The sequence below is a fragment of the Amycolatopsis sp. WAC 01376 genome (genome assembly GCF_003947415.1).
Lineage (GTDB): Bacteria > Actinomycetota > Actinomycetes > Mycobacteriales > Pseudonocardiaceae > Amycolatopsis.
This window is the reverse complement of record NZ_QHKL01000004.1, coordinates 695,421-718,049: the sequence shown is the minus strand read 5'-3', so window position 1 is coordinate 718,049 and position 22,629 is coordinate 695,421. Positions and strand designations below refer to the sequence as shown.

The following is a 22,629-nucleotide window of genomic DNA, read 5'->3' as shown; positions in this document are numbered from 1 at the left end:
GGCCTCGGCAGATTGAACTTCCGGTTCGGCGCCCGGTCCAGGAACTCCGACCGGAACAATGCGGACGGCAAGTTCCGGTCACGAAGCCACCATCGCGATGCCCATCGCGTCGTAAAGCGACCGCGCGCGTTCGCGGTACGGCCTGGCCTTGTCCGGAGCACCGACGTCTTCGTGGGTCGCGGCGATGCCGGTCAGCGCGCGAGCCTCCTCGTGCGGTTCGCGGGTGAGCCGGGCGAGTTCGGCGGCCCGCGTGTAGTGCGCCAGCGCGGCCGACCGGTCGCCGCCCGCCAGCGCGCTGTCCGCGAGTCCGTTGTGCACGAGGGTTTCCAGCGGACGGATGCCGGTCGCCACCGCGATGTCGAGCGCTGCCTCCTGATGCACACGGGCCGCGGTCGCGTCGCCCTGCCGTAGGTGCACCAGCCCGAGATAGGCCAGTGCGTATCCTTCGGCCTCCCGGTGGCCCTCGGCCCTGCTGACCGTCAGCGACCGGTGGAGGTGGTCGTGGGCTTCCGTCCACCGGCCCAGTGCGCGGTATACGTCCCCGAGATTGTGCAGCGAGATCGCCTCGCTCAGCCGGTCACCGATGCGCTGGGAGATGGTCAGGCACTGCCGATAGCAGTCGAGAGCGGCGTCCAGTTCGCCCCGGCGTTCGTGGATGAAGCCGAGGTTGGACAGCGAGCGTCCCTCGTTGAGGCGGTCGCCGGTCTCCTGGGAAACCGTGACCGCCCTGCTCAAGTGGTCCGCCGCGTCGGCGTATCGGCCCAGCTGCGCGTACACGGTGCCGAGGGTGTTCAGCGCGCGGCCGGTGACGACCGGGCTCCCGTCGACGTCGAGGCAGCGGGTCAGATGCGTCACCGCCTCGTCGAAATGGCCGAGCCTGGCGCAGATCGCGGCCAGATCGACGAGCGCCTGCTGGGTGCCGATGGCGTCGCCCGCCCGCTGTGCCTCGGTGAGCGCGAGACGGTGCAGTGTGCGCAGGGCGCCGTAGTGACCGTGCACCCGCAACGCCTGCCACAGCACGGTCGAGAGGTCGCGGGCGTGGGTGTCGCCGGTGGCCGACGACTGTTCCGCGATGGCGATCAAGGTGGGCAGTTCCGCCGCCAGCCAGGTCGCCGCGTCCTCGGCGCCGGTGAACACGACGTTCTCGGTGATCGGGGTGAGCAGGGGTCTTCGGTTGGGGTCGCCCGCCGTCAGCGAACCGGCCGCGTCGGCCGCCCTGGCCACACAGTGTCCGGCGAGGCGGCGCAGGGCCGCCGATCGCCGCTGCGCCGGTTCTTCGTCGGCGCGGCTGCGCGCGTAGTCGCGGACCAGATCGTGGAATTCGAACCGGCCGTCCGCGCGGTGCGCGAGCAGCAGATGGCTGTCGACGAGCGCGTCGAGAAGCCGGTGGGTCTCCGGCGGATCCGTGCCCAGCAACGCCGTCGCGGCGGCGATATCCCAATGGGGGCCGGGATGGAGTCCGAGCAGACGCAGGCCAGAGGCCACGTCGCCGGGCAGCGCGTCGTAGGACCAGGACAGCACGGAGGGCAGTGAGGTGGTCTTCTCTTCGGTGGTCAGTGCGGCGAGCCGGTCCCCGGCCGGACGCATCGAGGACGCCACGTTCGCCAGGTTCCGGTTGTGCGCGAGCCGCTCACCGACGATGCGCAGAGCGAGTGGCAGACCGCCGCATCCCGACACCATGTCGGCGAGCGCGGTGCGGTCGGTGAACCTCCGCCCGGGGCCGGCCAGCCGGTCGAGCAGGGAGAACGACTCCTGCTCGGTCAGCAGTGGCACCGGCACCCGGTGCGCGTCGGCGCTGATCGTCAGCCCGTGCAGTGCCGCGCGGCTCGTCACCACCACCGCGCAGCCCGCGTTGCCCGGCAACAGCGGCCGGACCTGGTCCGCCGAGCGGGCGTTGTCCAGCACGATGAGCACCGACCGGCCGGCCAGCACACTGCGCAGCATCGCGGCCCGGTCGTCGAGGTCGGCGGGCACGTCCGCCACAGGCACGCCGAGCGCCCGCAGGAACGACCGCAGCACCTCACCCGGATCGGCGGGCGCACCCGGACCGTACCCACGCAGGTTCGCGAACAACTGCCCGTCGGGGAAGTCGTGTTTGACCCGCTGTGCCCACTGCACGGCCAAGGAGGTTTTGCCGACCCCGGCCATGCCTTCCAGCACTGCCACGACGACACCCTCGCCGTCCTCCTCGCCGCGGAGGGCGTCGAGCGCGTCGATCTCCCGCTGCCGCCCGATGAACGACGTGATGCCCGAAGGCAGCTGCGCGGGCACCGAAGCGACCGGTGTTCTCGCGGGCGACACCGCGTCCGGGCAGTAGTGCCGCACGAACCGGCTCGCCTGCTCGCCCTGGAGCCCCAGCCCCAGCGCCAGCGCCTCCACCGAATGGCGCCGTGGCCGGGCGACCCGGCCGCGCTCGATGTTGCTGATGCTGCGCACCGTCAGCCCGGTGCGCTCCGCCAACTCCTCCTGCGTGAGCCCGGCGTCCCGCCGTGACTCACCCAGCAACGAACTCGGACGACGGTCCATTTTCCGGATGTTAGAGCGGGTGTGACGCCGAAAAGTCGTGGTTCGCCGACGATTCTGATCGAAATTGATCGAAAACGCCCTGCGGGCCGGGTCCCTCGATGAGTGAGGGACCCGGCCCGTCCGGGCACCTGAGATCAGGGGTTGAAGAGGCGGTGCAGCCAGCCGAAGGTGCCTTCGAACGCGTCCCACGTCACTGAGCCGATTTTTTCGTAATGGCGCTCGATCAGTTGCTTCGGGACGCCCGACCAGCCTGGCGGCAGGACACCGCTGATGATCTTGATCGCGCCGACTCCCGTGAGGACGGTGTTCACCATCGCCTTCCCGAGGGCTGTGTGGAACTCCGTGCTCTCCCAGCCATAACGCATGCCGGACGCTCCCGCCGCGAGGAATCCGGAGGCGACGGACACGATCTTGGCGGCAGTGCCGATGACGGCGAGAGTGCCGGCGAGTGGCAGGTTCAAGGCGAAGACCATCGCGCCGAGACTGGCGCCTGTGGAGATCAGGCCTGCCCAGTCCGAGAGGTTGTCGAAGAACTTCGCCGATTCCTCCAGGAGCCGATCAGGGTTGTTCTGCCACATCCCGATGATCGACGAGTCGCCGTGCGCGTTGGGATCCTCGCTGTCGTCCCTCGCCGCTCTCTGCGCCGCGAGCGCGGCCTCGGCTTCCGCGGCCAGGATGACGATGTGCCGTGCGCGGCTCGCCTCCTCCGCCGCCCCCGCGGCGTCTCGACCGGCCTGGATGGCGGACGCGCGGGCGCTGTTCGCGGAGGCCTGGGCTTTGTAGGCGAAGCTGACCGCTCGGTCGGCACAGTCGAACGCGCGCAGCATCGAGGAGTTCGCCGAGCGCCGCGCCTTGTTCGCGACGGCGGCCGCGGCCGCCGCCTGGTCGGCGGAGCGCCGGGCGTCCACGGCGGACTGCTCGGCGGCGGCGGCGTTGTTCGCGGCTTCGGTGGCCGAGCGCTGGGCGTCCGCCGCGTACCCGGCTGCCCGGTTGGCCCAGGTGACCGCTTCGGCGGCGGCTTTCCTGGCCTCGGCGGCGGCTTTGGACGCGAGGGCGGCGTTCGCCAGCGCATCCGACGCGATCCTGGCCGCGTGGGCGATGGCCGCCCGGATCGCGGCGACGTGCGTGGCCCAGTCGTGGTCGAGTTGGGTGGTGTCGAACTGGGTACCGGCGACGAAACCGCGGCGCATGTTCGTGGTGCCCGCGAGTGCGATCTTCGCCGCCGCCTTCGTGTACGGGCCGCCCTCGTTGAGCAACCGGTACGCCTCGACCTGATCGTCCTCGGCGGCCGCGTCGACGATGGACACCTTGAGGAATCGGTGCAACGCCGCGGCCGATCCGTCGTTCAGCGCCGCCTCCGCGGCGGTACGCACCGCGGTCCCGGGATTGTCGGCGAGAATGGCGAAGATCGTCCGTCTGTTGTCCTCCGCCGCGGCGTTGATCGCGCCGGTCGTGAGGAATTCGGTGACCGCCGCGGGATTGTCGGCCTCCAGCGCCTTGGCGGCGGCGGTGGCCACCGTCATCGTCGACACACCGGCCACGGCGGCGACGGATTCGGCGTCGTCCTGCCGCTGTGACAGCAACCGGTCGGCGCTCAGCCAGACCAGCACGTCCTCGTCACCGCCCGCGACGGCGAACTCCGCCGCCGACTTGGTCCAGCTTCTGGTGAGCCCGTTCGTGATCAGCTGGAGCGCGGCCTGCCGTCCCAGCGTGGCCGCGCGGCCGGTGTCGCCGGCGCGCATCGCGGTTTCGGCGTCGGCGATCAAGGTGCGGGTCGCCTCGTCGGTCAAGGCGATCTGCGTTTGCTGCCGGGCGATCCTGGCCCGTTCGTCCACCTCCTCCCGCGCGTCCCGCTGGGCGAGTTCGACGCCGAGTTCGGTCTCCTCGACCAGCGAGGCGGCCTCGGCGTCCCTGGCCGCCTGCTCGACGGCTCGTGCCTGATTGACCGTGTCCATGGCCAGGTTGGCCGCGGTGACGGCGCGCTGGGCGGCCGCCGTGGACCTGTTGGCGTAGTCGATCGCCTCACCGGCGTGGTTGGCGGCCTCCTCCGCGGCGGCTGCCGCGGCATCCGCGTGGCCGGCCGCGCTGTTCGCGGCGTCGCGTGCGGCGGCGGCCGCCGATGAGGCCTGCTGGGCGAACGACCGTGCGGCGGCCGCCGCACGGTTGGCGCGCGCCGCCGCGGCCGTGGCCTCGGCCGCGGCCTGCCGGGCTTCCGCGGCTTCGGCCTGTGCCACCCCGGCGGCCGACGCGGCATCGGCCGACGCGTTCGCCGCCGAAGCCGCGTCGGTGGCGGCGGCCGCGGCCGAGGTCCCTGCCGAGACCGCGCTCCAGCTGGCGATCCGGGCCTGCTCGGCGGCTTTCGCGGCGTTCCGCGCCTGCCCGGCGGCGTTGCGGGCGGTGGCGGCGGCCTGGCGTGCGGCGGACGCCGCGCTCGCGTTCTTGGACGCGGAAATGGCGGCGTTGTACGCGCGAGCGGCCGCCTGGCCCGCCGCGGCGGTGGCGTGCGCGGCGGCCTGGGCGGCGTACGCGGCGCGGCGCGCGGCCTGCTGGGCGGCACGGGATGCGCTGATCGCGGTGGCCGCGCAGGAGGCCGCGTTCTTCGCGGCGCGGGCGGCGGCGTTGGCCGCCTTCGCCGAGCGGCGCACGTCGTTCTGCGCGGCGCGGGCCTCGTCCAGCGCGGCGAGTGCGGCCTGTTTCGCCTTGGCCGCGGCCTCCTTCGCGGCGTTGGAAAGGGCAACGGCCTGATCGGTGCACCGCTGCGCGATACGGCCTTCCCGTTCGACGATCCCGACCAGTTGCTGGATGGTGGCGGACTCTTCGTCACGGGCGCGGGCGATGTACTGGCCGGTGCGCAGGAACCAGTCGATCGCGTCGGGGGTACCGGCGTCGAGCGCCCGCTGGGCGTAGAGCTTCACCTGCGGTGACCCGGTGTTGAGCATGGTGAAGACGACGATTCTGGCGTCCTCGTCGTGGGCCGGGTATTGGCCGGTCTCGATGAACGAGGTGAACGCGGCCAGGGTGTTGGTGTTCAGTGCGTTGGTCGCCGCCCGCTGCACCGCGGCCCCACCCGTGTTCTTGATGGTCAGTACCTCGACCCGCTTGTCCTCGGTGACCGCGGCGTTGTAGCCGTCCCGCAGGAAGGCCGACATCGCGGTGCTGCCGCCGGACAGGGCGGTGCCGATCCCGGTGGTGGCCGCGCGGCCCGCGAACGGCAGCGCGGCGAAGAGGGCGAACCGGTTGTCCTCGTCGATGGCGTGCTGGAGCCGGTTGTTCAGGAAATCCGTGATGTCCGCGTCCGAACCGAGCAGTGCGTTCTTCCCCTCACGGCGGACCGCCTTGCCGCCGATCTTGTACTGCCACACCGCCCGGCCCCGGGCGGTGTCCGGCAGTCCCGTCTCCGTCGGGCCGGTCTCGGCGAAAGCCGGGCGGGCGCCGGCGAGTACGAACCCGGCAGGCAGTGCGGTCAGCGCGGCGGCCCCTCCGAGCACGCGGAGCGCTTGGCGTCTGGACCATTCGTTCGAGGACATCACGGATTTCCTTTCCAGAGCGGAGCTTGCTTCAGAGTGGAGGCGGAGCCTTACCAGCCGAAATTGCTCAGGCCGGTGCCGTACTGGATCTGGTTGAACCCGGCTGTGTTGACCGTCTTGCTGTAGGTCAACGTGATTCCACCGGCTGTATCGACGGCCACCGCGGGCTCGACGTCGGGATTGGAGTTGGCCACGGTGGTGGTCCGCAGCGTCGGCAGTCTGCCGGTGGTGGTGCCGTCCGCGTTGACGCCTCGCACGTACACCTCGCCGCCGTAGCGCCAGGCGACGACGGCGCGCCGCTGGCCGTCGATGCCGACCTTCGGTTCCGCCCCGTTCGGGCCGTAGCTGATGGCGCCCCCGGTACCCGCCGCCGTGTACGACCGGACCGCGACCTGCCTGTTGCCCGCGCTGTCGTTCTGCCAGCCGACGACGAAGTTGCCCGCGAAATCGGCGGCGATGCTCGCGTCCCGCTGATCCCCGGTACCGCCGGGCGCGCGGTATCCCAGTGACTCCGAGCCGTCCGGGGCGAACCCGCGAATGCGGATGGCGAACACCCCGCCGCCGGTGTCCATTTCCCAGACCACGACCGCGTTTCCGTTCGCGCCCATCGCCACGTCGGGGTTCTGGCTGGGACCGGCGCCCGGGCTGATGATCTTCTCCCACTTCTTGAGCGTGATGGCGGAATAGAACGCCAGGTGCACCTGTTTCGGGGCGCCGTTCCAGGTTTCGAAGGCGATGGCGAAGCCCGTGCCGTCCGGGTCGGCGGCGATCCGGGGGTTCTGCTGCTGTCCGGCCGCGTTCGCGTTGACCGTGGTCGCGCCGGTCTCGCGTGCGGTGGAGTCGAACGTCTTCACCTTGACGTCGTAATACCCGTTGCCGTCGTGGTCGTCCGCGTAGGTGACGATGGTCGTGCCGTCGTCACGGACCGCGACGTCCGGCTGGATGTGCTTCCAGTTCCCTGCTCCGGTCGAGGTGACCGCACGGGTGAACTTGGGCTGCCCGTTCTGGTACAGCCGCAGGTAGACGTTCGTGCCGACGGTGTCGGCGGGATTGGTACCCAGCCGGTCGTCCTCCCAGACCACCGCGGTCATCGCGCCGTTGCGCGAGGTCGCGACCGCCGAGTCGGTCTGGTTGTCACCGGAGACCGTGGCCGCGTCGGTCCAGTGGACGCCCAGTGCGACGTTCGCGATCCACGGCCGCACGTCGTCGACGCGGGTGTCGACGGCCCCGGTCCGGGTCTCGGTCGACGGCGTGCCGAAACAGCCGCCTTGCCAGGAGCGGCTGTTCACCGCGGCCACCTCGACGCCGGAACCGGTGGTGCGGAGCGCGGGACCACCGGTGTCACCGGCGCATACGGCGGCGCCGTTCTGCCCGGTGAGCGCGAGGTTCCCACCGGTGACCCCGTCGACCGTGAAGGTGCCCGCGTGCTGGCGCAGCGGAGCCCACTCGGTGGCGGTACGGCCATAGGCGGGGAGTGTCAGTTGCTCGCCTGCCGTCGGTGCGGCCGAGCTGACCGCGACCGGGGTGACACCCGGGACGGAAAGGTTGAGCTGGGCCATCATCAGATCCCGCGACTCGTGCGGCACCAGCCGGAGCACGGTCCGCACCACGCCGGCGGTGGTCGTGAGGTCGGGGCGGCCGATGGTCGCGGTGACGGGCTGGGGAGGTGTGCCCGACGGCGGGAGGCTCGTGCCGGGGGTGGCCGCGAAACAGCTCGCGGCGGTGAGCACCCAGCCAGGCGCGACCAGCGTGCCCGTGCAGGCGCGGGCGCCGCCGCCGATGTCCAGCCGCACCACGAACGCGTGGTCGGCGTTGCCTCCGACGACGGCCGCCGCGGGTGCGGTCGTCACCGCGGTGGCGGCCAGGGCCAGCCCGGACAACAGGGCCAGCCTTCTGGTGGGTCTTGTCATGACTGAGTTCCTCACACGATGCTGGAAGCGGTGGCCGGTCAACGGGAGACCTTGATTTCCAGGAGCATGTACTCGCCGCCGGTGCCCTCCGGGTCGGTCTCGCCGACGCCCGCGTAGCTGTTCGGCGGCACCTTGTACGTCTTCTTCGTCGCGCCGTCATCGGGGGTCAGCACGACGTCGCTGGTGAAGTTCCCGGTGCTCACGCCGTAAACGGACGGCATCTCGACGGTCAGGTGCCCGGTCTTCCCGGAGACGCGGAAGCACACGTAACCGGAGCCGGGCTGGCCCCGCTCGGCGATCCGCAGCAGATCCGGATCCGTCGTGTCGGCAGGGCAGGTGGCGAGCAGTACGATGTGGCCGTCGCCGCGTTTGAGCAGAAACCCGCGCTCCGCCTGGATTTGTGCGGCCTGCGGGTAGTTGAAGTCCTCGATCGCGAGTGGTGGCAGATCGTCGGCCTGCGGGGTCACGTCGGCCCCGGCGGGCACGGCGCCGAGGGCGAAGGCGACGAGAGCGGCGAGCGTGGCGGCCATCGCCGCTCTCCACGGATGCTTCATTCGGGTCTCCTCTTGCGGTGGGTTCCCGGCGCTGACGTGCCGGTGGTCGGTCGATACGAAACCGCTGCTCGTTCGAACTCGGCGCGAGCCTGGCCGGACAGGCCGAGCCCGGCCGCGATGAGCCGGACCGTGTCGCGGCGGGGCCTGCCGACCCGGCCGTGCTCGAGGTCTCTGATCGCTCGGACGCTGACGGTGGAGCGGGCGGCGAGAAGCCGCTGGGTCGTGCCGAGGCTTTGCCGGTGGCTCCGCAGCAACTCGCCGAAGCGGACCGGACTCTCATCGGCCGGGATCACGGTCCCGCCCAGGTTCGCCCGCAGCGCCGACACGCAGAGCCGCACCTGGGTGGCGTCGAGCAGGATGGTGTGAACACCTTGAGTCACTGGCGTCCTCCGCGTTCGCTCAGCGACTCGCGTCACCGATGCCGCATCAGCGTCGGTAAGCGGCGGGGGAGGGGCAACCGGAAACTTCCCCGAAGAAGTGCCGGTTCACCGGCGGTGACGCTATCCGCAGCAGATGTTGTAACCGTGGTTCCGCCAGAACAACGACGGGCTCGGGTTGTCGAGAACCGGATCACCGGTGCTGTCCGACGCGCTCTCGTGCCTGCCCGGCCGGTACTCGACATGCGTGTGCGTGGCGCCGGCGCCGCGGTACTCCTCGGCGCCGATCTGCTGGCCACGGTTGACGAACTCACCGACCGTGAGCCCGTTCGACGGGTTGAGATGCAGGTAGATGATGGTGAAATCCTGATCCCGGTTGTAGATCGCCAGCGTGGACAGGCCGCCGCTGCCGTTGCTGCCCTCGGTCTTCCTGATCACGGAGCCCTGGGTCATCGAGTACACGGGAACGCCGAAGCCGCGCGCGAAGTCGATCCCCTCGTGCCTGCCCGACGTATTCACGTAGCCGTCGAAATAGGAGGTGATGCGGCCGGAATCGCTGTGGTACAGCCCGGTTTCGAGCCAGTCGTTCCCCACCAGACCGAGCAGGTGCCCGGCGTTTTCGTTGTACGTCGAGGTCAAATTGCCTTTGGCGCCGTGCGTGAACGAGTCGATCGGTCCTGTCCAGCCACCCTTGAAGAACACGGTGACCACCGCGTCCCTCCGATTCCACACCGAGGCCGCGTTGTTCCTCACGCACAGGCCCTTCCCCGCACCCGCACCGAGGAAGTGATAGCAGTCGGCGCCCGTGCCGTAGTTGCCGACCGACGCGTCGAAATCGCTGACCGATCCCTGCTGATTGCTGTTGTAATACAAGCAGAACTCGCCGTCCTCGCAGACGCCGTTCCGTGCCGTCGCGGCCTGCGCCGACGGGGTGACCAGGAGAGTGCTGCCCAACGCCAATGCCACGCCGAGTAGTGCGACCATCAATCTTCTCAACGACGTTCCCTTTCTCCTTGAATGCGGCGAATCAGCCAGTGCGCGACGGTACGGACGTGATGGACGCCAGGGAAGCGATAAGGCGCAAACTGCCGCTCCTTCGGTGGTCGGCGCGGCCGTGTCGCCGCTCGCGTCCAGTGCGTCGGACAGCCTGGCAAGCACGTCGACGAGTACGTAGTGCTGCGTGGCTTCGCGGTACTTGCTCTACCAGCGGTTGAATCTGGAGTTACGCGACGAACAAAAGGAGCTGGCCATCTATGCGATGACCAGCCCTGGTGCAGATACTGCGTGTGCCGGAGGTGGTTACGAGTTTCCTCGAATCGTTTCCAGGCTGCTGTGGCAACTGGTGGTGATCGGATGCCGCTCGCCGAGAGCGGCCGCCGATGCCTCGACCAGCATTCGTTGCTGGGTCACCGCTTCGGGCAAATTGCCGGAGTCGAACAGGAGGTAGGCGAGCAGGCTTTGGCCGAACAGGGTTTCCGTGTCGGCCGGGCCGAGAGCGCGAGCGCGGTCTTCCTTGGTGGTGCGCAACTCGCGCTCGGCCTCCTCGAGCATGCCGGCGCGGTGCAGGGCGAAGCCGAGCAGGTTCCTGGCTTTCAGGGTCTCCCGATGATCCGGGCCGAACCGGCTCGTGGCAAGTGAGACGGCGGTCCGGCGAGCTTGGATCGAATCGACTTCCGACATGCTGCCTTCCCTGGTGATGAACTGCCCTCTCGATCGAGAGGAGGGTCACGCGGTCTGGGCCGGGTGCAGGATGTAGCCGGCGTATCGGTAGTCACCACCATGTTCGCGGCGCAGGGTGATCTCTTCTCGTTGGGCGGAGATGGCCTCGGCCATGCCCGGTCGGGCCGGGTCGGCGGCGTCGAGGCGTTCGCTCAGCGGTGTGTAGTACTCGTCCCACCAGTCGCTTTCGGGCAACGGATAGTGGGCGCTCACCCGATACCCGGCGGACTGTGCTGCGGCCGTGTTCTCCTCGGTGGTCCGCAGCGGGTAGGAGTTGGCCCAGAAGGCTCTCGTCGGTGGTGCCGGAGTGGCGGTGGACCATTCGATCTCGGTGACGACGAGAACACCATTGGGGGTCAGCAGCCGACGCCATGCCCGCAGGGCGGTGTCGAAGCCGATGTTGTAGACCGCGCCTTCGGCCCAGATCATGTCGAAGCTGTGATCGGGAAACGGGAGCTGGTTCATCGAGCAGTTGACCGTCGAGATTCGTTCGGTCAGATCCTGCTGTGCTGCGGTGTCTGCGAGCTCCTTGAGGAACGGTTGATGCAGATCCACGGCAACGACGTGTGCGTCGGCCTCGGAGGCGAGCAGCAGTGTGGCCCGCCCTGGCCCGCAACCCACGTCGAGCACCCGCGGGCGGGACCGGCCGTGGTCGGCCAGTCGAAGGAGGTGGCGGGTGGTTTCGTCGGATCCGGGACCTTGCCGGGGCAGGTTGTGGTGGAGGGCGAAAAAGGCGTCGATGACGGGGTTGGAGTGGGATTGCGTCATGCGGGAATCTTTCGGAGGCAGGGGATATCGGCCCGCGGCCTGGGCCGGCCCGCATGTCTGCGGGCCGACCCAGGACAACGGGACAGGGCGGAACGGAGTGGGTCAGATGCCGAACGGTGCTGCGTAGCGGACGGTGCCGCTGGGCAGCTGCTCAGAGTCGAGGCTCAGTGCCATCAATGCCTCATCGGGGACGTCGATACTGAGCCGGATGCCGTATTCCGATGCGCGGGTGAATCCGAACCGCGGGTAGTAGGCCGGATGCCCGAGAACGATCACGAAGTGCTCACCCGCCTGCTCGGCGGCCTCGAGAGCGGCACGGATCGCGGCGGAACCTGCCCCGGTCTTCTGGTATGCGGGCAGGACCGCGCACGGTCCCAGGCATAGCGCCGGGGTGTCATCGACATGACAGCGAGTCAGCAGCGCGTATCCGACGGGCTTGCCGTCCGGTCCGGCGCTGAAGATGGACAAGCCGTCTATCCACGCCGAGTCGGTGCGTAGCGCATCGACGAGGTCGGCCTCCTCGGCGGTGTCGAACGCGGCGAGGTTGATCTCGCGGATCGCGGGGATGTCAGCGTCGGTCTCGGCGCGAGTGATCCAGCCGGGATGAGAATTCAAAACGGTTTTCTCCAATTCGTGATGGTGAGTTGCTCGGCGAGGACGCCGGCGGACGCAAGCGCTGCGGCAGGCAGCGGCGCGCGGGCCGGGAGGTCCCCGGATGCGTGATGCCACACGCGGCGTCAGCGCTGGCTGTCGCGGAATCGGTAGGTCGCGCGCAGATCCCGCGTGATCGCCTTCTTGGTTTTGCTTCGCTTGCTCGACTCCCGGGCGTTCCCCCGGGCCGCTGCCCGCTCACTTTCGCGCAACAGCTTTCGGTACCGGTCGAGTCGGCCCACATCCAGCATGCCGACGACCACAGCTTCCTGTACGGCGCAGCCGGGTTCGCTGCGATGTTCGCAATCACGGAAGGCGCAGTCCCGGGCGTAGGCCTCGATCTCGGAGAACACCCGCTCGACGCCGTCCGCGGCATCCTGCAAGCCGATACCTCGCAACCCCGGGGTATCGATGAGCACCCCGCCGCCGGGCAGCGGCAGCAACTCGCGGTGCACGGTGGTGTGCCTGCCCTTGCCGTCGCCGGCCCGGACTTCGTTGGTGCCCATGTGTTCTCGCCCGAGTAAAGCATTGGCAAGCGTGGACTTTCCCGCCCCCGACGGGCCGAGCAGGACCGCGGTCCCGGTCACCACCTCCGACAGGACGTCCAGACCCGCACCTGTCGTGGCGCTGGTGGTGACGATGTCCACACCGGGCGCCAGGGCGGAGATGACGGCCAGGGCCGTACCGGGGTCGTCGGCGACGTCGGCTTTGGTGAGTACGACGACCGGTTTCGCACCGCTGTCCCAGGCCAGCGCGAGCAGGCGCTCGACCCGGCCCGCGTTCAGCGGTTCCGCGAGCGAGACCGCGATGACGACGGAGTCGATGTTCGCCGCCAAGACCTGCTGGTGGGAGGTCCGATCCGACGAGGCCCGGGTGATCGCGCTGCGCCGTGGCAGCAGGGCCACCAGTTCCGGCTCCGGGCCCAGACGCAGTGCTGCCCAGTCGCCTGTGCACACGGAATGGGCGGGGTCGAGGGAGGCTACCGCCACGCTGTCCGCGCGGACGGGACCCGATGCGGTGAGCGTGTCACAGCGGCCGCGGTCGACCCGCACGACGCGAGCGGGAACCAGGCCGGCGGCCGCATGCTCTCCGAACAGTGCTGCGAACGAGTCGTCCCAACCGAGCGCGGACAGATCGAACGAGGACGAGGAAGGTCGAGATGAATACATAGTGAGACCCTTGGGAAAGGGGCCCCGCTCAGACACCGAAACCATCGAGGCGGCGAACCGATGTGGTTCGCGCCGCTATCGGCGATGGGAATCGATCAGACCGGAACCCAGGACGTGAGGATGATCCGGGCGCTGCACAAGGCAGCGGTCTTCACCGCGATCATCAACCCACCTCCCAATCTCTCGCACCATGTCGAACTCGGACGCGTCACCGTAACAGCAGACGGCCGCACCCGCCAGCCTTTATTGAGAGGTAAGGCAAAGGTGGCATGAACGAGTCGGTGGCGGAGCGGGATCGCCAGAGGCCTAGCGCGCTCTTGGCCGTCCACAAGGGACGTCAGCCGGACCACGGTGTCCGTTATGGGTACTTTGCGTGGGGGTCGTGAGTGGTAATGAGCGTTCTGGTGGACCTGTATTTGCCTACCCACTGGATGCTGATGTGGGTGAGCGGGGAAGATTCCGGACGTTCAACGTCCCGAATCTTCCCCGCTCGGCGAACCCCACGACGATGGAGGAATTGGGACACTCAATGTCCCGATTCCTGCATCGTCAACGTCCGGCACGCGCTCAGCCGTCACCCTCGTACAGGCCAGGTGGTCGTGTGGTCCGAGTGTGGAGGATTCGGGACGTCCAATGTCCCGAATCCTCCACACTCGAACGCGCCGCCGCTGACGCTTCACCTTTGCCCTGGTCAAGTGTGGGTAAGCAAATACCGGTCCGCTCTAACGCTCATTACCACTCACGACCCCCACGCAAAGCCGCGCATACAGGCATCAACCAGACATTTCATCACTCGACAGTGTCCCTTATGGACGCTCAAGCGCGACGGCTCCCAGAGTCACGCCCCGAATACCCAGCTCAGTCGGGCGCGACCGCCGTCGGCCAGGACGACGACCTCGACCTTCGCGGCCGGGTACGAATCCTCCATGCGGGCCGCCATTTGCCGCCATGTCGCGTCCAGGCCCGCGGTGAACTCGCCCAGATGCTCGGCGACCGGCATGTCCAGGCGGCGGTGACGGTTGTAGTCGTGTTCCTTCCCGACTCGGGCCCGACGCTCTCGCCGATCGTTCAGCGCTGACTCAGACGGACTGGAAAGGTCGGAATATCAGCTGAGTGCTTGAATCTCGGTCGCCGGCCTCGCCTGGCCGGCGGCCCACGACGCCAGTAGGGCCAGACCGTCCGCGGTCGCCGTGCCGGCCGGCGCGGTGTAGACGGTCAGGACCAGGCCGGGTTCGGCAGGCAGCTCCATCGACTCGACGTCCAGGTCGAGCCGGCCCACTACCGGATGGTGCATGCGCTTGCGTCCGGACCGGTGGAGCCGAACGTCCTGAGATGCCCACCGTTGCCGAAATAGTTCACTGCGTGTCGATAATTCACCGACTAGGGCGATCAGCTCCTCGTCGTGCGGATTGCGGCCTGCTTCCATGCGTAGCTTCGCGGCCACGTCGCAGGCGATTCGGTCATAGTCGACAAAGAACGTCTTTGCCGCTTCGGGATCCAGATACACGAATCGCGCGGTGTTCGCCGGCCGTCGCGTGTCGGCCAGCACCGGTGAATACAGCGCCCGGGCAAGGTGATTCACGGCCAGCACGTCATAACGGCTGTTGCAAATCCACGCCGGCGCATCGGTGATGGCGTCGAGCACCTGCTGAAGCGCCGGACGCACCGTCACGGCGGGTCGCCGCCGGCGTGGACCGCTGGGTGCCCTGGACTGCCGCGCGAGGTGGAAGAGGTGATCGCGCTCGGCCTCGTCAAGTTGCAAGGCAGAGGCCACCGCGTCGAGCACCCCATCGGAGGCGCCGGTGAGGCTGCCGCGCTCCATACGCACGTAGTAGTCGACCGATACCCCGGCCAGTAGAGCTACCTCTTCGCGACGCAGACCTTTGACCCGGCGGTTGCCTCCGTAGGCGGGCAGCCCGGCCCGCTCTGGTGTGATCCGCGCGCGACGCGAGCTCAGGAACTCCTTGATCTCAGTGCGCAGATCGATCTTGACCACCCCTTCACCATAGGCCCTGCCCGCGGGCGTAAGGAGGTACTGCTGGTACCCCCCGTCGAGACCCGGCTTGGAGGTATTCACGAGGGGCCGACGCCTAGGTACCCGATGCGGTCGTGGCGGTGCCGCCGTCGACCGGGACGATGGTGCCCGTCAGGTAGGACCCGGCCCGGCTGGCGAGGAACACGGCGACACCTGCCATGTCGTCGTCGCGGCCGAGTCGGCGCAGGGGAGCCTTCGCCGCGATCGTGTCGCCGATGGCGTCGATCGTGGCCGCCATCATCCGCGACGGGAACACTCCTGGGGCTACCGCGTTCACCGTGATGTGCTGTGGGCCCAGTTCCCTGGCAAGCACCCTGGTGAGTTGATGGAGTGCCGCTTTGCTGCTGGCGTACGAGTAGTTGGGCGCCTCGGCGACGTGGATGGCGGCGATACTGCCGATGTTGATGATCCGCGCGGGATCATCGGCGGTGCCCGCCCTGCGCAGTGCGGGCAGCAGCGCCTGCACCAGCCAGAACGGCGCCTTGAGGTTGAGGTCGATCACTGCGTCCCAGGCCTCGGCCGGGAACGTCTCCAGCGGCTCACGCCACATCGCTCCCGCGTTGTTGACGAGGATGTCCAGGCGTTCCGAGCCGGCCTTGACCAGATCAGCGAGGCGCTGACACTCGTCGTACCTGGACAGGTCGGCGGGGATTGCTCGAACGTCGCCGAATTCCGACAGTAGACGCTGTGCCTCCGCGCACGCGTCCGCCTTGCGTGAGCTGACGACGACGCGGGCGCCCGCCTGCAGAAGGCCGCGCGCGATCATCATCCCGATGCCCCTGGTGCCGCCAGTGACAAGTGCGTACTTCCCACTCAGATCGAAAAGGTCTGAGTGAGTGGTGAACTGGTTGTCCGCCATTGATCGTCGTCCGTTCTATCGTGGAAGTATGTGCTGACACCGTCGCGCGTCCGGTGCAGCCGGCTCGAACAGGTTGACAGGCGTCTTGGACGTCTGGGAGACCCTGGTGATACAGGTACTGTGAGAGCCTCCCTTGCCTGGGCGTGCTGGCTCACGTCGCCACAATTTCGTCCTGCACAGTCATTTTCTTGATTGCTTTGCTCTGTATCGCGACCCGAGTAGCTGTACTTCGAGTTCGGCGATTCGCCGGTCCTGGAAACGGACGTTCGGGCGTGCGGCCTTCAGTCCAGCCGAACGTTGCGGTGACAGCCGGCCAGTGTGGCGGGGCGGTGGGCGATGACGAGGACACCGATGTCGTTCCCGGCGGAGGCGAGTGCCGCGGTGATGGCTTCGTCGGCTTCGGGGTCGAGGTTGGCGGTGGCCTCGTCGAGGATGAGAACGCGCGGATTCATCAGCAGTGCCCTGGCGACGGCGACTCGTGCTCGCTGGCCACCGGACAGTCCGTCACCGGATTCGCCGACGACGGTGGCGAGTCCGGCGGGGAATCCGGTTCCCGGGTCGAGGATCCCCGCCCGCCGCGCGGCCCGTTCGACTTCGGTGTCGTCGGCTTGGGGGTTGCCGAGCCGGATGTTGGTGGTGATCGTCCCGGTGAGGAGGCCGGGTTCCTGGGGAACGGCGCTGATCGCGCGGCGGAGGTCGTCGTCGGTCAGCTCGGTGAGGTCGACGCCGTCCAGGGTGATGCGGCCGGCGTCGGGATCCCACATCCGGGTCGCGAGCAGCGCGCACGTGGTCTTGCCCGCACCGGACGGCCCGGTGAGGGCGACCCTTTCCCCAGGGCGGACGGTGAACGACACGTCGTGCAGGACCGGTGGAGCGTCGTCGCGGTAACCGAAGGACACGTGATCGAAGACGAGTCCGGTCGCGCGATCGCGCGGCGGCAGGGGCCGGGGCACGCGGGGCTCGTCGACCGCCGGTGCCCGGTCGAGGATTTCGGTGATCCTGGTACCGGCGGCGCGCAGCGTGCCGACGTTGCGCAGCAGATCCGAAATCTGCGCGATCGGACCGAGTGCCGCGGTGGCCAGCACCATGGCGACCGGTGCGAGCGCGCGGTCGATCGTGTCGAGATTCGCCGCACAGACCGCGAGCGCGCCGATCGCGCTGAGCGACAGAGCCGAGTCCGTGACAGCGCGTTCCCCACCGATCCGGGAGCCGATCCTCGTTTGCACGGCGGTCAGCGCACTCGTCTGTTCTTCCAGGGCGGCGGTGCGCCGGTGCAGGGCTCCCGCACTGCTGAGCTCGCCGAGTCCACGGACGGCGTCGACGAGTTCGGCGTTGAGGGTCGCGGCGGCCTCGGTGAGTTCGGTGCCCTGTCGCGTTCCCGCTCGGCCGGACAGCCACGGCAGCGCCGCGGTCACGACGACGAACGGTACCCACGCCAGCAGCAGCCACGGCGTGACGAGGAGCGACAGGGTCGAGGTGGCGGCGATCATCATGGCCGAGGTGAGTGCTTGGGCCGCGGTGTGGGCGTAGAGCCATTCGAGACGGTCGATGTCGGCGAAGGCGACGGACACGAGATCGCCGCTCCTGCGTGGCTTCCGGCGGTCGGGCAGGCTCACGCGGAGCCGGTCGAACACCCGGGAACGCAAGGTGCCGATCAGCCGGTAGGCCAGCTCGTGGGAGACCCAGGACTCGCGCCAGGTCATCGCCGCGGTCACTACGGCGAGTCCGCAGAGGACGGTCGCGACGACGGCCAGTGGCGCGGTGCTGGTCGCCGCGGCCTGCCCGGCGAGCCACGTGCCGAGCACGGTCGTCGTCAGCGCACCGAGTTGGACGGCCGCGTTGCTCACGACCGTCCAGACGAAGGTGGCCCGTTGCTCGCCGATGACTGGCAGGAGTCGCCGGAGTGGCCCGCTCACGAGTGGACCACTTGCCCGGACTCGATCGTGACGATCGCGCCGGCGTCGCGCAGGGCGCTCTCGCGGTGGGCGATCACGACCCGGGTGGTGCCCTCGCAATGCTCCGCCAGCCGGGTGAGAACGCGTTTCTCGGTGTCGACGTCCAGTGCCGAGGTCGCTTCGTCGAGCAGCAGCACCGGAGGCGCGGCGAGCACCGCCCTGGCGATGGCGAGGCGTTGCCGCTGGCCGCCGGACAGCTGGTTCCCGTTCTCGGTGAGGACCGTCGCGAAGCCGTGGGGGAGTGCCTCGACGAACTCGATCGCGTCCGCGACGTGGGCGGCGGTGCGGATCTCGTCGTGCGTGGCACCGGGCCGGGTGAGCCGGAGGTTTTCTTCCACGGTGCCATGGAAAAGATAGGTGTGCTGGCCGACGACGCCGATGCTCGCGCGCAGCGCCGCGAGGGTGTACCCGGTGATCGGGGTTCCGTCGAGTTCGATCGTCCCCTGCTGCGGGTCGGCCTCGCGGACGACAAGCCGGGCGATCGTGCTCTTCCCGGCGCCCGACGGGCCCACGATCCCGGTCGTGTTGCCCGGCGCGCATTCGAAGCTGATGCCGGAAACGCCGGCGCCGTTCGGGTACCGGTAACCGACCTCCCGCAGCCGCAGCCGGGCGCCGTGCCGAGCGGGTTCGGTGCGCGTGCCGGTGTCGGCGACCTGCGGACGCGCCGTCATGATCTCGTCGATGCCCTCGACCGCGCCCAGCCCTTGGTAGCCGACGTGCCAGTGGGCGGACAGGTCGAGCACGGGACGGAAGCATTCCCTGGCGCACAACAAGAACAGGAACACCGACGCGGCGGGCGCCTGACCGCCGACGACTCCGGCGCACGCGACGACCACCGTGGCCGCGAGGCCGAGGTGCAGTGCCAAGGCGCTGACTCCCGCTTCCACCAGCGAGACGCGCAGCTGGGCCATCGTGACCCGGTGCAGGCGGTCACCGCGGTGGGCGAGCGCCTCGCCCGCCCGGCGGCCCGCGCCGAAGAGCCGGAGGACGCCGATCGACTGGGTCGCCTCCAGATAGTCGGCCGCCAGCTTTTCGTAGGCGCTCCACCGGGTTCGGCCCGTCCGGAGCAGCCGGGCATCCCAGAAGCGGGGGACCGCCACGGCGCACAGGACCGCCGTCGCGAGGATCGCGGCGGCGGGGACGGAGACGGTGAACAGCCATCCGGCGACGGCGGCCGGAACCAGACAGGTCACGAGCAGTTGCGGCAGATAGCGGCTGTAGTAGGCGTCGAGGGCTTCGACCCCGTCGACGACCGTGTGCGTGATCGCCCCCGTGCGCTCTCCCCGCGTCCAAGCCGGTCCCAGCAGGGTGATGCGGTGCAGAAGTTCGCCGCGCAGCCTGGTGCGGATGGCGATGCCGAACCGGGCCGCGGCGACCTCCCGCGCCCACAGCAGGACCGCGCGCACGCCGACGACGCCGGTCAAGGCGGCGATCGCGGGTGCCACGGTGGTGAAGTCCCCGCCGCGGGTGAGATCGGTGAGGACGGACGCCGTCAGGACGGCTCCGCCGACATAGCAGGCCGACACGAGTATCGACAGCACCGCGAGCAGCAGGACGGGCGCGAGGACGACACCCGCCAGCCGCAGGAGCCTGCGATGGATCACCGGGTGAACGCGTCCGCGTGGAGCCGTTGCGCGATCTCCCGCACCACCGAGATGTTCCCGAGGGTGCCGGGATAGGTGTCTGCGGCGTCGATCGCGATCAAGCGCTGTTCGCGGACGGCGGTCATGGCGGGGAAGGTGCGGGTGAGGTAGTCGATGCTCGCCTGTTTCTGCGCGGCCCCGTTGACGGCGAACACGATCGCGTCGGGATTCTTCGCGGCGAGCGCCTCGGGGGTGATCTGCGCGGCGAAGAACTTGGCGAACTGCGGGTCCTTCGGTGAGAACACGTTGTTCCCGCCCGCCCTGCGGATGATGTCGTACTCGATGCCGGCGCCGATCGCGGTGACGGTGGTGCCTTCCAGGAACACCTGCGCGACGGTGGGTTGGGGGCGGCCCGCGATGGCTTTGTCCACGGTGGCCAGATCCGCTCGGCCTTGATCGACCAGTGCCTTCGCCTTGTCCGGCACGGCGAAGATCCTGCCGAGGTTATCCAGGTCGGTGAAAAGATCCTCGACCGTGCCATTCATGCGGCGTTCGGCGCAGCCGCCCGCGGCGACATAGGCGGCGACGCCGCTTTGCCGCAGTTGCTCCAGGCTGGCGAAGCCCTTCTCCGCGGTGAATTCGTAGGTGGTGGGGGAGAAGACGAAGTCCGGCTTCGCGGACAGGAGCTTCTCCCGGCTCGGCGGTCCCGACTCGCTCAGTACCGGGATGGCGGCGGCCTGTCCGGCCACGTCTTCCGGGAGCGGTGCGGTGGCGGTCTGTGCTTGGCCGACGAGCGAGTCCGCGAGACCCAGCCGCAGCAACAGTTCCGTCTGCGACGGGCTGAGCCCGACCGCGGCGCGGGGTGCGGCGCCGACGGTGACGTCGCGGCCGCAGTTGGAGACGGTGACCGCCGTGCTCGCGTTGTTCGACGGCGCGGCCGGAGTGACCGAAGAGCCGCAACCCGCGACCAGCGACATGCCGACACCGAACGCGGCAAGGGACAGGGTTTTACGCATGGTTCTCATTTCCGGGTGTGCTGAGCGGTGAACGGGTATCCGCACGACTGCCGAAGACCAGCACCGGCCTGCCGTCGCGTGGATGGGTGAGCTGGTCGACGGCGACTCCGAACACGTCTTCCACGACGCGTGGGGTGAGCGCTTCGTCCGGTGTTCCGGTGGCGACGACGCCGCCCGCGTCGAGCACCGCGATGTCGTCGCAGTAGGTGGCCGCGAGGTTGAGGTCGTGCAGGGCGGCGACGATGGTGCGATCGAGCCCGGCCGCGATCCGCATGAGCTCCAGCTGGAAGGCGATGTCGAGGTGGTTGGTCGGTTCGTCGAGGACGAGGACGGGCGAGTCCGCCGCCAGCGCGCGGGCCAGCATCACCCGCTGCCGCTGTCCGCCCGAGAGCCGTCCGATGGGCCGGTCGGCGATGTCGGTGGCGCCGACCCGGTCGAGCGCGGTCCACGCGAGATCGAGGTCGGTTTCGGTGTCTCGGCCGAATCCGCGCTGGAAGGGCACCCGGCCCAGGAGCACGACGTCGAGGACCGTCAGGTCGAACTCGGACGACGTCTCCTGAGTCATCACCGCCACCGCCCTGGCGACGGTCCGCCGGTCGGTGCGCCACACGTCGTGCTCGCCCAGCAGCACCCGGCCCGATGACGGTGCGACGGCGCGGTAGAGCGTGCGCAGCAAGGTCGACTTGCCGCTGCCGTTCGGGCCCACGAGCCCGAGGAAACGGCCGGACCGGACCTCGATGTCCACATTCCGCAGCACCCGGTTGCCGCCCAGCGTGGCGCTGACGTCGTGGAAATGGACCTTCATCGGCCGAACCCCGCCCGCGTGGCCGTGTCCCGGCGCATCAGCCACAGGAAGAACGGCGCGCCCACGACCGCGGTGAGGATCCCGATCGGTATTTCGCCGGGCGCCGCGACCGTGCGCGAGAGCAGGTCGGCGACCATGAGGAACACGGCGCCGCCGAGCACGGCGACCGGCAGCATCCGGCGATGGTCCGAGCCGACGAGGATCCGCGCCACATGCGGGATCACGAGACCGACGAAACCGATGCCGCCGCTGACCGACACGATCGACCCGGTCAGGAGGGCGGCGGTCACGAGAAGCACGGCACGGAGCCGGTTCACGTCGACGCCCAGCGCGGTCGCGGACTCGTCGCCGCTCAGCAGCGCGTTCATGGCCCTGGTCCGCAGTCCCACGACGACACAAGCGGCCGCGAACGCCACCGCCGGCACCGCCAAGGAGGCCATCGACGCGGCGGAAACGCTGCCGAGCAAGAAGAACAGGACGCTGAAGACGTTCTGCGCCTCGGTGGTCAGCGTCAGATAGCTCGTGATCGCGCTGAACAGGGAACCGAGGGCGACACCGGAAAGGATCATCCTGGTCGGCGACAGGATGCCGCGATGCCGGGCGACCAGCGCGACGCACACACTGGCCACCAACGCCCCGGCGAAGGCCGCCGCGCCCAGGGGAAGCCCGCCCACGGCGGCCGAACCGAAGGTGATCACGAGAACCGCGCCGACACCCGCGCCGGAGGACACGCCGAGCAGGTACGGCTCGGCGAGCGGGTTGCGCACGATCACCTGCATGATCGCCCCGGCCAGCGCCAGTCCCGCCCCGGCGAGCCCCGCCAGCAGCGCGCGAGGGAGCCGGAACTGCCATACCGCCTGATCCTGCAACACGGTCAGGCTGCCGTCGGACATCCACGGCACGTTCGGCACCAGATGACCGACCACGATCCGCGCCGCGTCCGCGAGCCCGACCTCGACCGTCCCCACCGAACCGGATACGACCAGCATCGCGAGGATCGCGACAGCGAGGACCGTGACCGTCCCCCGGTGCAGAAGCCGGGACCGGGCAAGTGCCACCTGCCGGTCGCGAACGCCCGAGGGCGACGCGGACGGCCGCGAACGAACAACCATGGGGGACGCCGATCGGTCTGTGGTGGAAGGACACCGGAGCCTAACTGCACGCGATAATCGTTA

General features: G+C 69.3%; 19 protein-coding genes. 1 reads left to right on the top strand and 18 read right to left on the bottom strand.

Annotated features, from left to right (window positions below):
* Window positions 1-78 precede the first annotated feature (78 nt).
* From DMH03_RS25885 to rsgA, 10 genes are all read right to left on the bottom strand, one after another.
* The gene (locus tag DMH03_RS25885; protein WP_125794562.1) at window positions 79-2,526 is read right to left on the bottom strand and encodes a tetratricopeptide repeat protein; all 2,448 of its coding nucleotides are present in this window, start codon (window positions 2,524-2,526) and stop codon (window positions 79-81) included.
* 134 nt (window positions 2,527-2,660) lie between these two features.
* Entirely contained in the window at window positions 2,661-6,053 is a 3,393-nt protein-coding gene (locus DMH03_RS25880; RefSeq protein ID WP_125794561.1) for an ALF repeat-containing protein, read from the bottom strand.
* 50 nt (window positions 6,054-6,103) lie between these two features.
* Window positions 6,104-7,963 (bottom strand): S1 family peptidase, encoded by a 1,860-nt coding sequence (locus DMH03_RS25875; protein WP_125794560.1) that lies wholly within the window; start codon window positions 7,961-7,963, stop codon window positions 6,104-6,106.
* 38 nt (window positions 7,964-8,001) lie between these two features.
* Window positions 8,002-8,517: a hypothetical protein gene (locus DMH03_RS25870; protein WP_125794559.1), complete on the bottom strand. Its 516-nt coding sequence runs from the start codon at window positions 8,515-8,517 to the stop codon at window positions 8,002-8,004.
* A complete protein-coding gene (locus DMH03_RS25865) occupies window positions 8,514-8,897 on the bottom strand; it encodes a helix-turn-helix transcriptional regulator (RefSeq protein WP_233611642.1) in 384 nt (127 codons plus the stop codon). Before DMH03_RS25865 ends, DMH03_RS25870 begins: the two co-directional genes overlap by 4 nt.
* Window positions 8,898-9,017: 120 nt before the next feature.
* Window positions 9,018-9,878: a peptidoglycan DD-metalloendopeptidase family protein gene (locus tag DMH03_RS25860; RefSeq protein WP_125794663.1), complete on the bottom strand. Its 861-nt coding sequence runs from the start codon at window positions 9,876-9,878 to the stop codon at window positions 9,018-9,020.
* A 315-nt stretch (window positions 9,879-10,193) separates the two neighbouring features.
* Window positions 10,194-10,574, bottom strand: coding sequence for a tetratricopeptide repeat protein (locus tag DMH03_RS25855; RefSeq protein WP_125794558.1), 381 nt, complete (start codon window positions 10,572-10,574; stop codon window positions 10,194-10,196).
* Between the two features lie 45 nt (window positions 10,575-10,619).
* Window positions 10,620-11,381 carry a class I SAM-dependent methyltransferase gene (locus tag DMH03_RS25850; RefSeq protein WP_125794557.1) on the bottom strand — a complete coding sequence of 254 codons (762 nt, stop codon included), beginning with the start codon at window positions 11,379-11,381 and terminating at the stop codon, window positions 10,620-10,622.
* Between the two features lie 102 nt (window positions 11,382-11,483).
* Window positions 11,484-12,011: a GNAT family N-acetyltransferase gene (locus DMH03_RS25845; RefSeq protein WP_233611641.1), complete on the bottom strand. Its 528-nt coding sequence runs from the start codon at window positions 12,009-12,011 to the stop codon at window positions 11,484-11,486.
* A gap of 107 nt (window positions 12,012-12,118) precedes the next feature.
* Window positions 12,119-13,201, bottom strand: coding sequence for a ribosome small subunit-dependent GTPase A (rsgA, locus tag DMH03_RS25840; protein ID WP_125794556.1), 1,083 nt, complete (start codon window positions 13,199-13,201; stop codon window positions 12,119-12,121).
* Window positions 13,202-13,261: 60 nt separating this feature from the next.
* On the opposite strand from rsgA, the gene DMH03_RS25835 reads away from it, so the two are divergent.
* On the top strand, window positions 13,262-13,474 hold the full coding sequence (locus DMH03_RS25835; RefSeq protein ID WP_125794555.1) for a hypothetical protein: 213 nt from the start codon (window positions 13,262-13,264) through the stop codon (window positions 13,472-13,474).
* A gap of 565 nt (window positions 13,475-14,039) precedes the next feature.
* Here DMH03_RS25835 and DMH03_RS42130 read toward each other — a convergent pair.
* The 8 genes from DMH03_RS42130 to DMH03_RS25800 all read right to left on the bottom strand — a co-directional run bounded on the left by DMH03_RS42130 (window position 14,040) and on the right by DMH03_RS25800 (window position 22,566).
* Window positions 14,040-14,201, bottom strand: a complete 162-nt coding sequence (locus DMH03_RS42130) for a hypothetical protein (RefSeq protein ID WP_158633121.1) — start codon at window positions 14,199-14,201, stop codon at window positions 14,040-14,042.
* A 105-nt stretch (window positions 14,202-14,306) separates the two neighbouring features.
* Window positions 14,307-15,197, bottom strand: a complete 891-nt coding sequence (locus DMH03_RS25830) for a helix-turn-helix transcriptional regulator (protein WP_125794554.1) — start codon at window positions 15,195-15,197, stop codon at window positions 14,307-14,309.
* 94 nt (window positions 15,198-15,291) lie between these two features.
* Window positions 15,292-16,095, bottom strand: a complete 804-nt coding sequence (locus DMH03_RS25825; protein ID WP_125794553.1) for an SDR family oxidoreductase — start codon at window positions 16,093-16,095, stop codon at window positions 15,292-15,294.
* A 281-nt stretch (window positions 16,096-16,376) separates the two neighbouring features.
* A complete protein-coding gene (locus DMH03_RS25820; RefSeq protein ID WP_125794552.1) occupies window positions 16,377-18,011 on the bottom strand; it encodes an ABC transporter ATP-binding protein in 1,635 nt (544 codons plus the stop codon).
* The gene (locus tag DMH03_RS25815) at window positions 18,008-19,654 is read right to left on the bottom strand and encodes an ABC transporter ATP-binding protein/permease (protein ID WP_125794551.1); all 1,647 of its coding nucleotides are present in this window, start codon (window positions 19,652-19,654) and stop codon (window positions 18,008-18,010) included. Before DMH03_RS25815 ends, DMH03_RS25820 begins: the two co-directional genes overlap by 4 nt.
* Window positions 19,651-20,649, bottom strand: a complete 999-nt coding sequence (locus DMH03_RS25810) for an ABC transporter substrate-binding protein (RefSeq protein ID WP_125794550.1) — start codon at window positions 20,647-20,649, stop codon at window positions 19,651-19,653. Before DMH03_RS25810 ends, DMH03_RS25815 begins: the two co-directional genes overlap by 4 nt.
* Window positions 20,642-21,454 (bottom strand): ABC transporter ATP-binding protein, encoded by an 813-nt coding sequence (locus DMH03_RS25805; protein ID WP_125794549.1) that lies wholly within the window; start codon window positions 21,452-21,454, stop codon window positions 20,642-20,644. The genes DMH03_RS25810 and DMH03_RS25805 overlap by 8 nt, the downstream gene beginning before the upstream one ends.
* Window positions 21,451-22,566, bottom strand: a complete 1,116-nt coding sequence (locus DMH03_RS25800) for an iron ABC transporter permease (RefSeq protein ID WP_125794548.1) — start codon at window positions 22,564-22,566, stop codon at window positions 21,451-21,453. Before DMH03_RS25800 ends, DMH03_RS25805 begins: the two co-directional genes overlap by 4 nt.
* Window positions 22,567-22,629 lie beyond the last annotated feature (63 nt).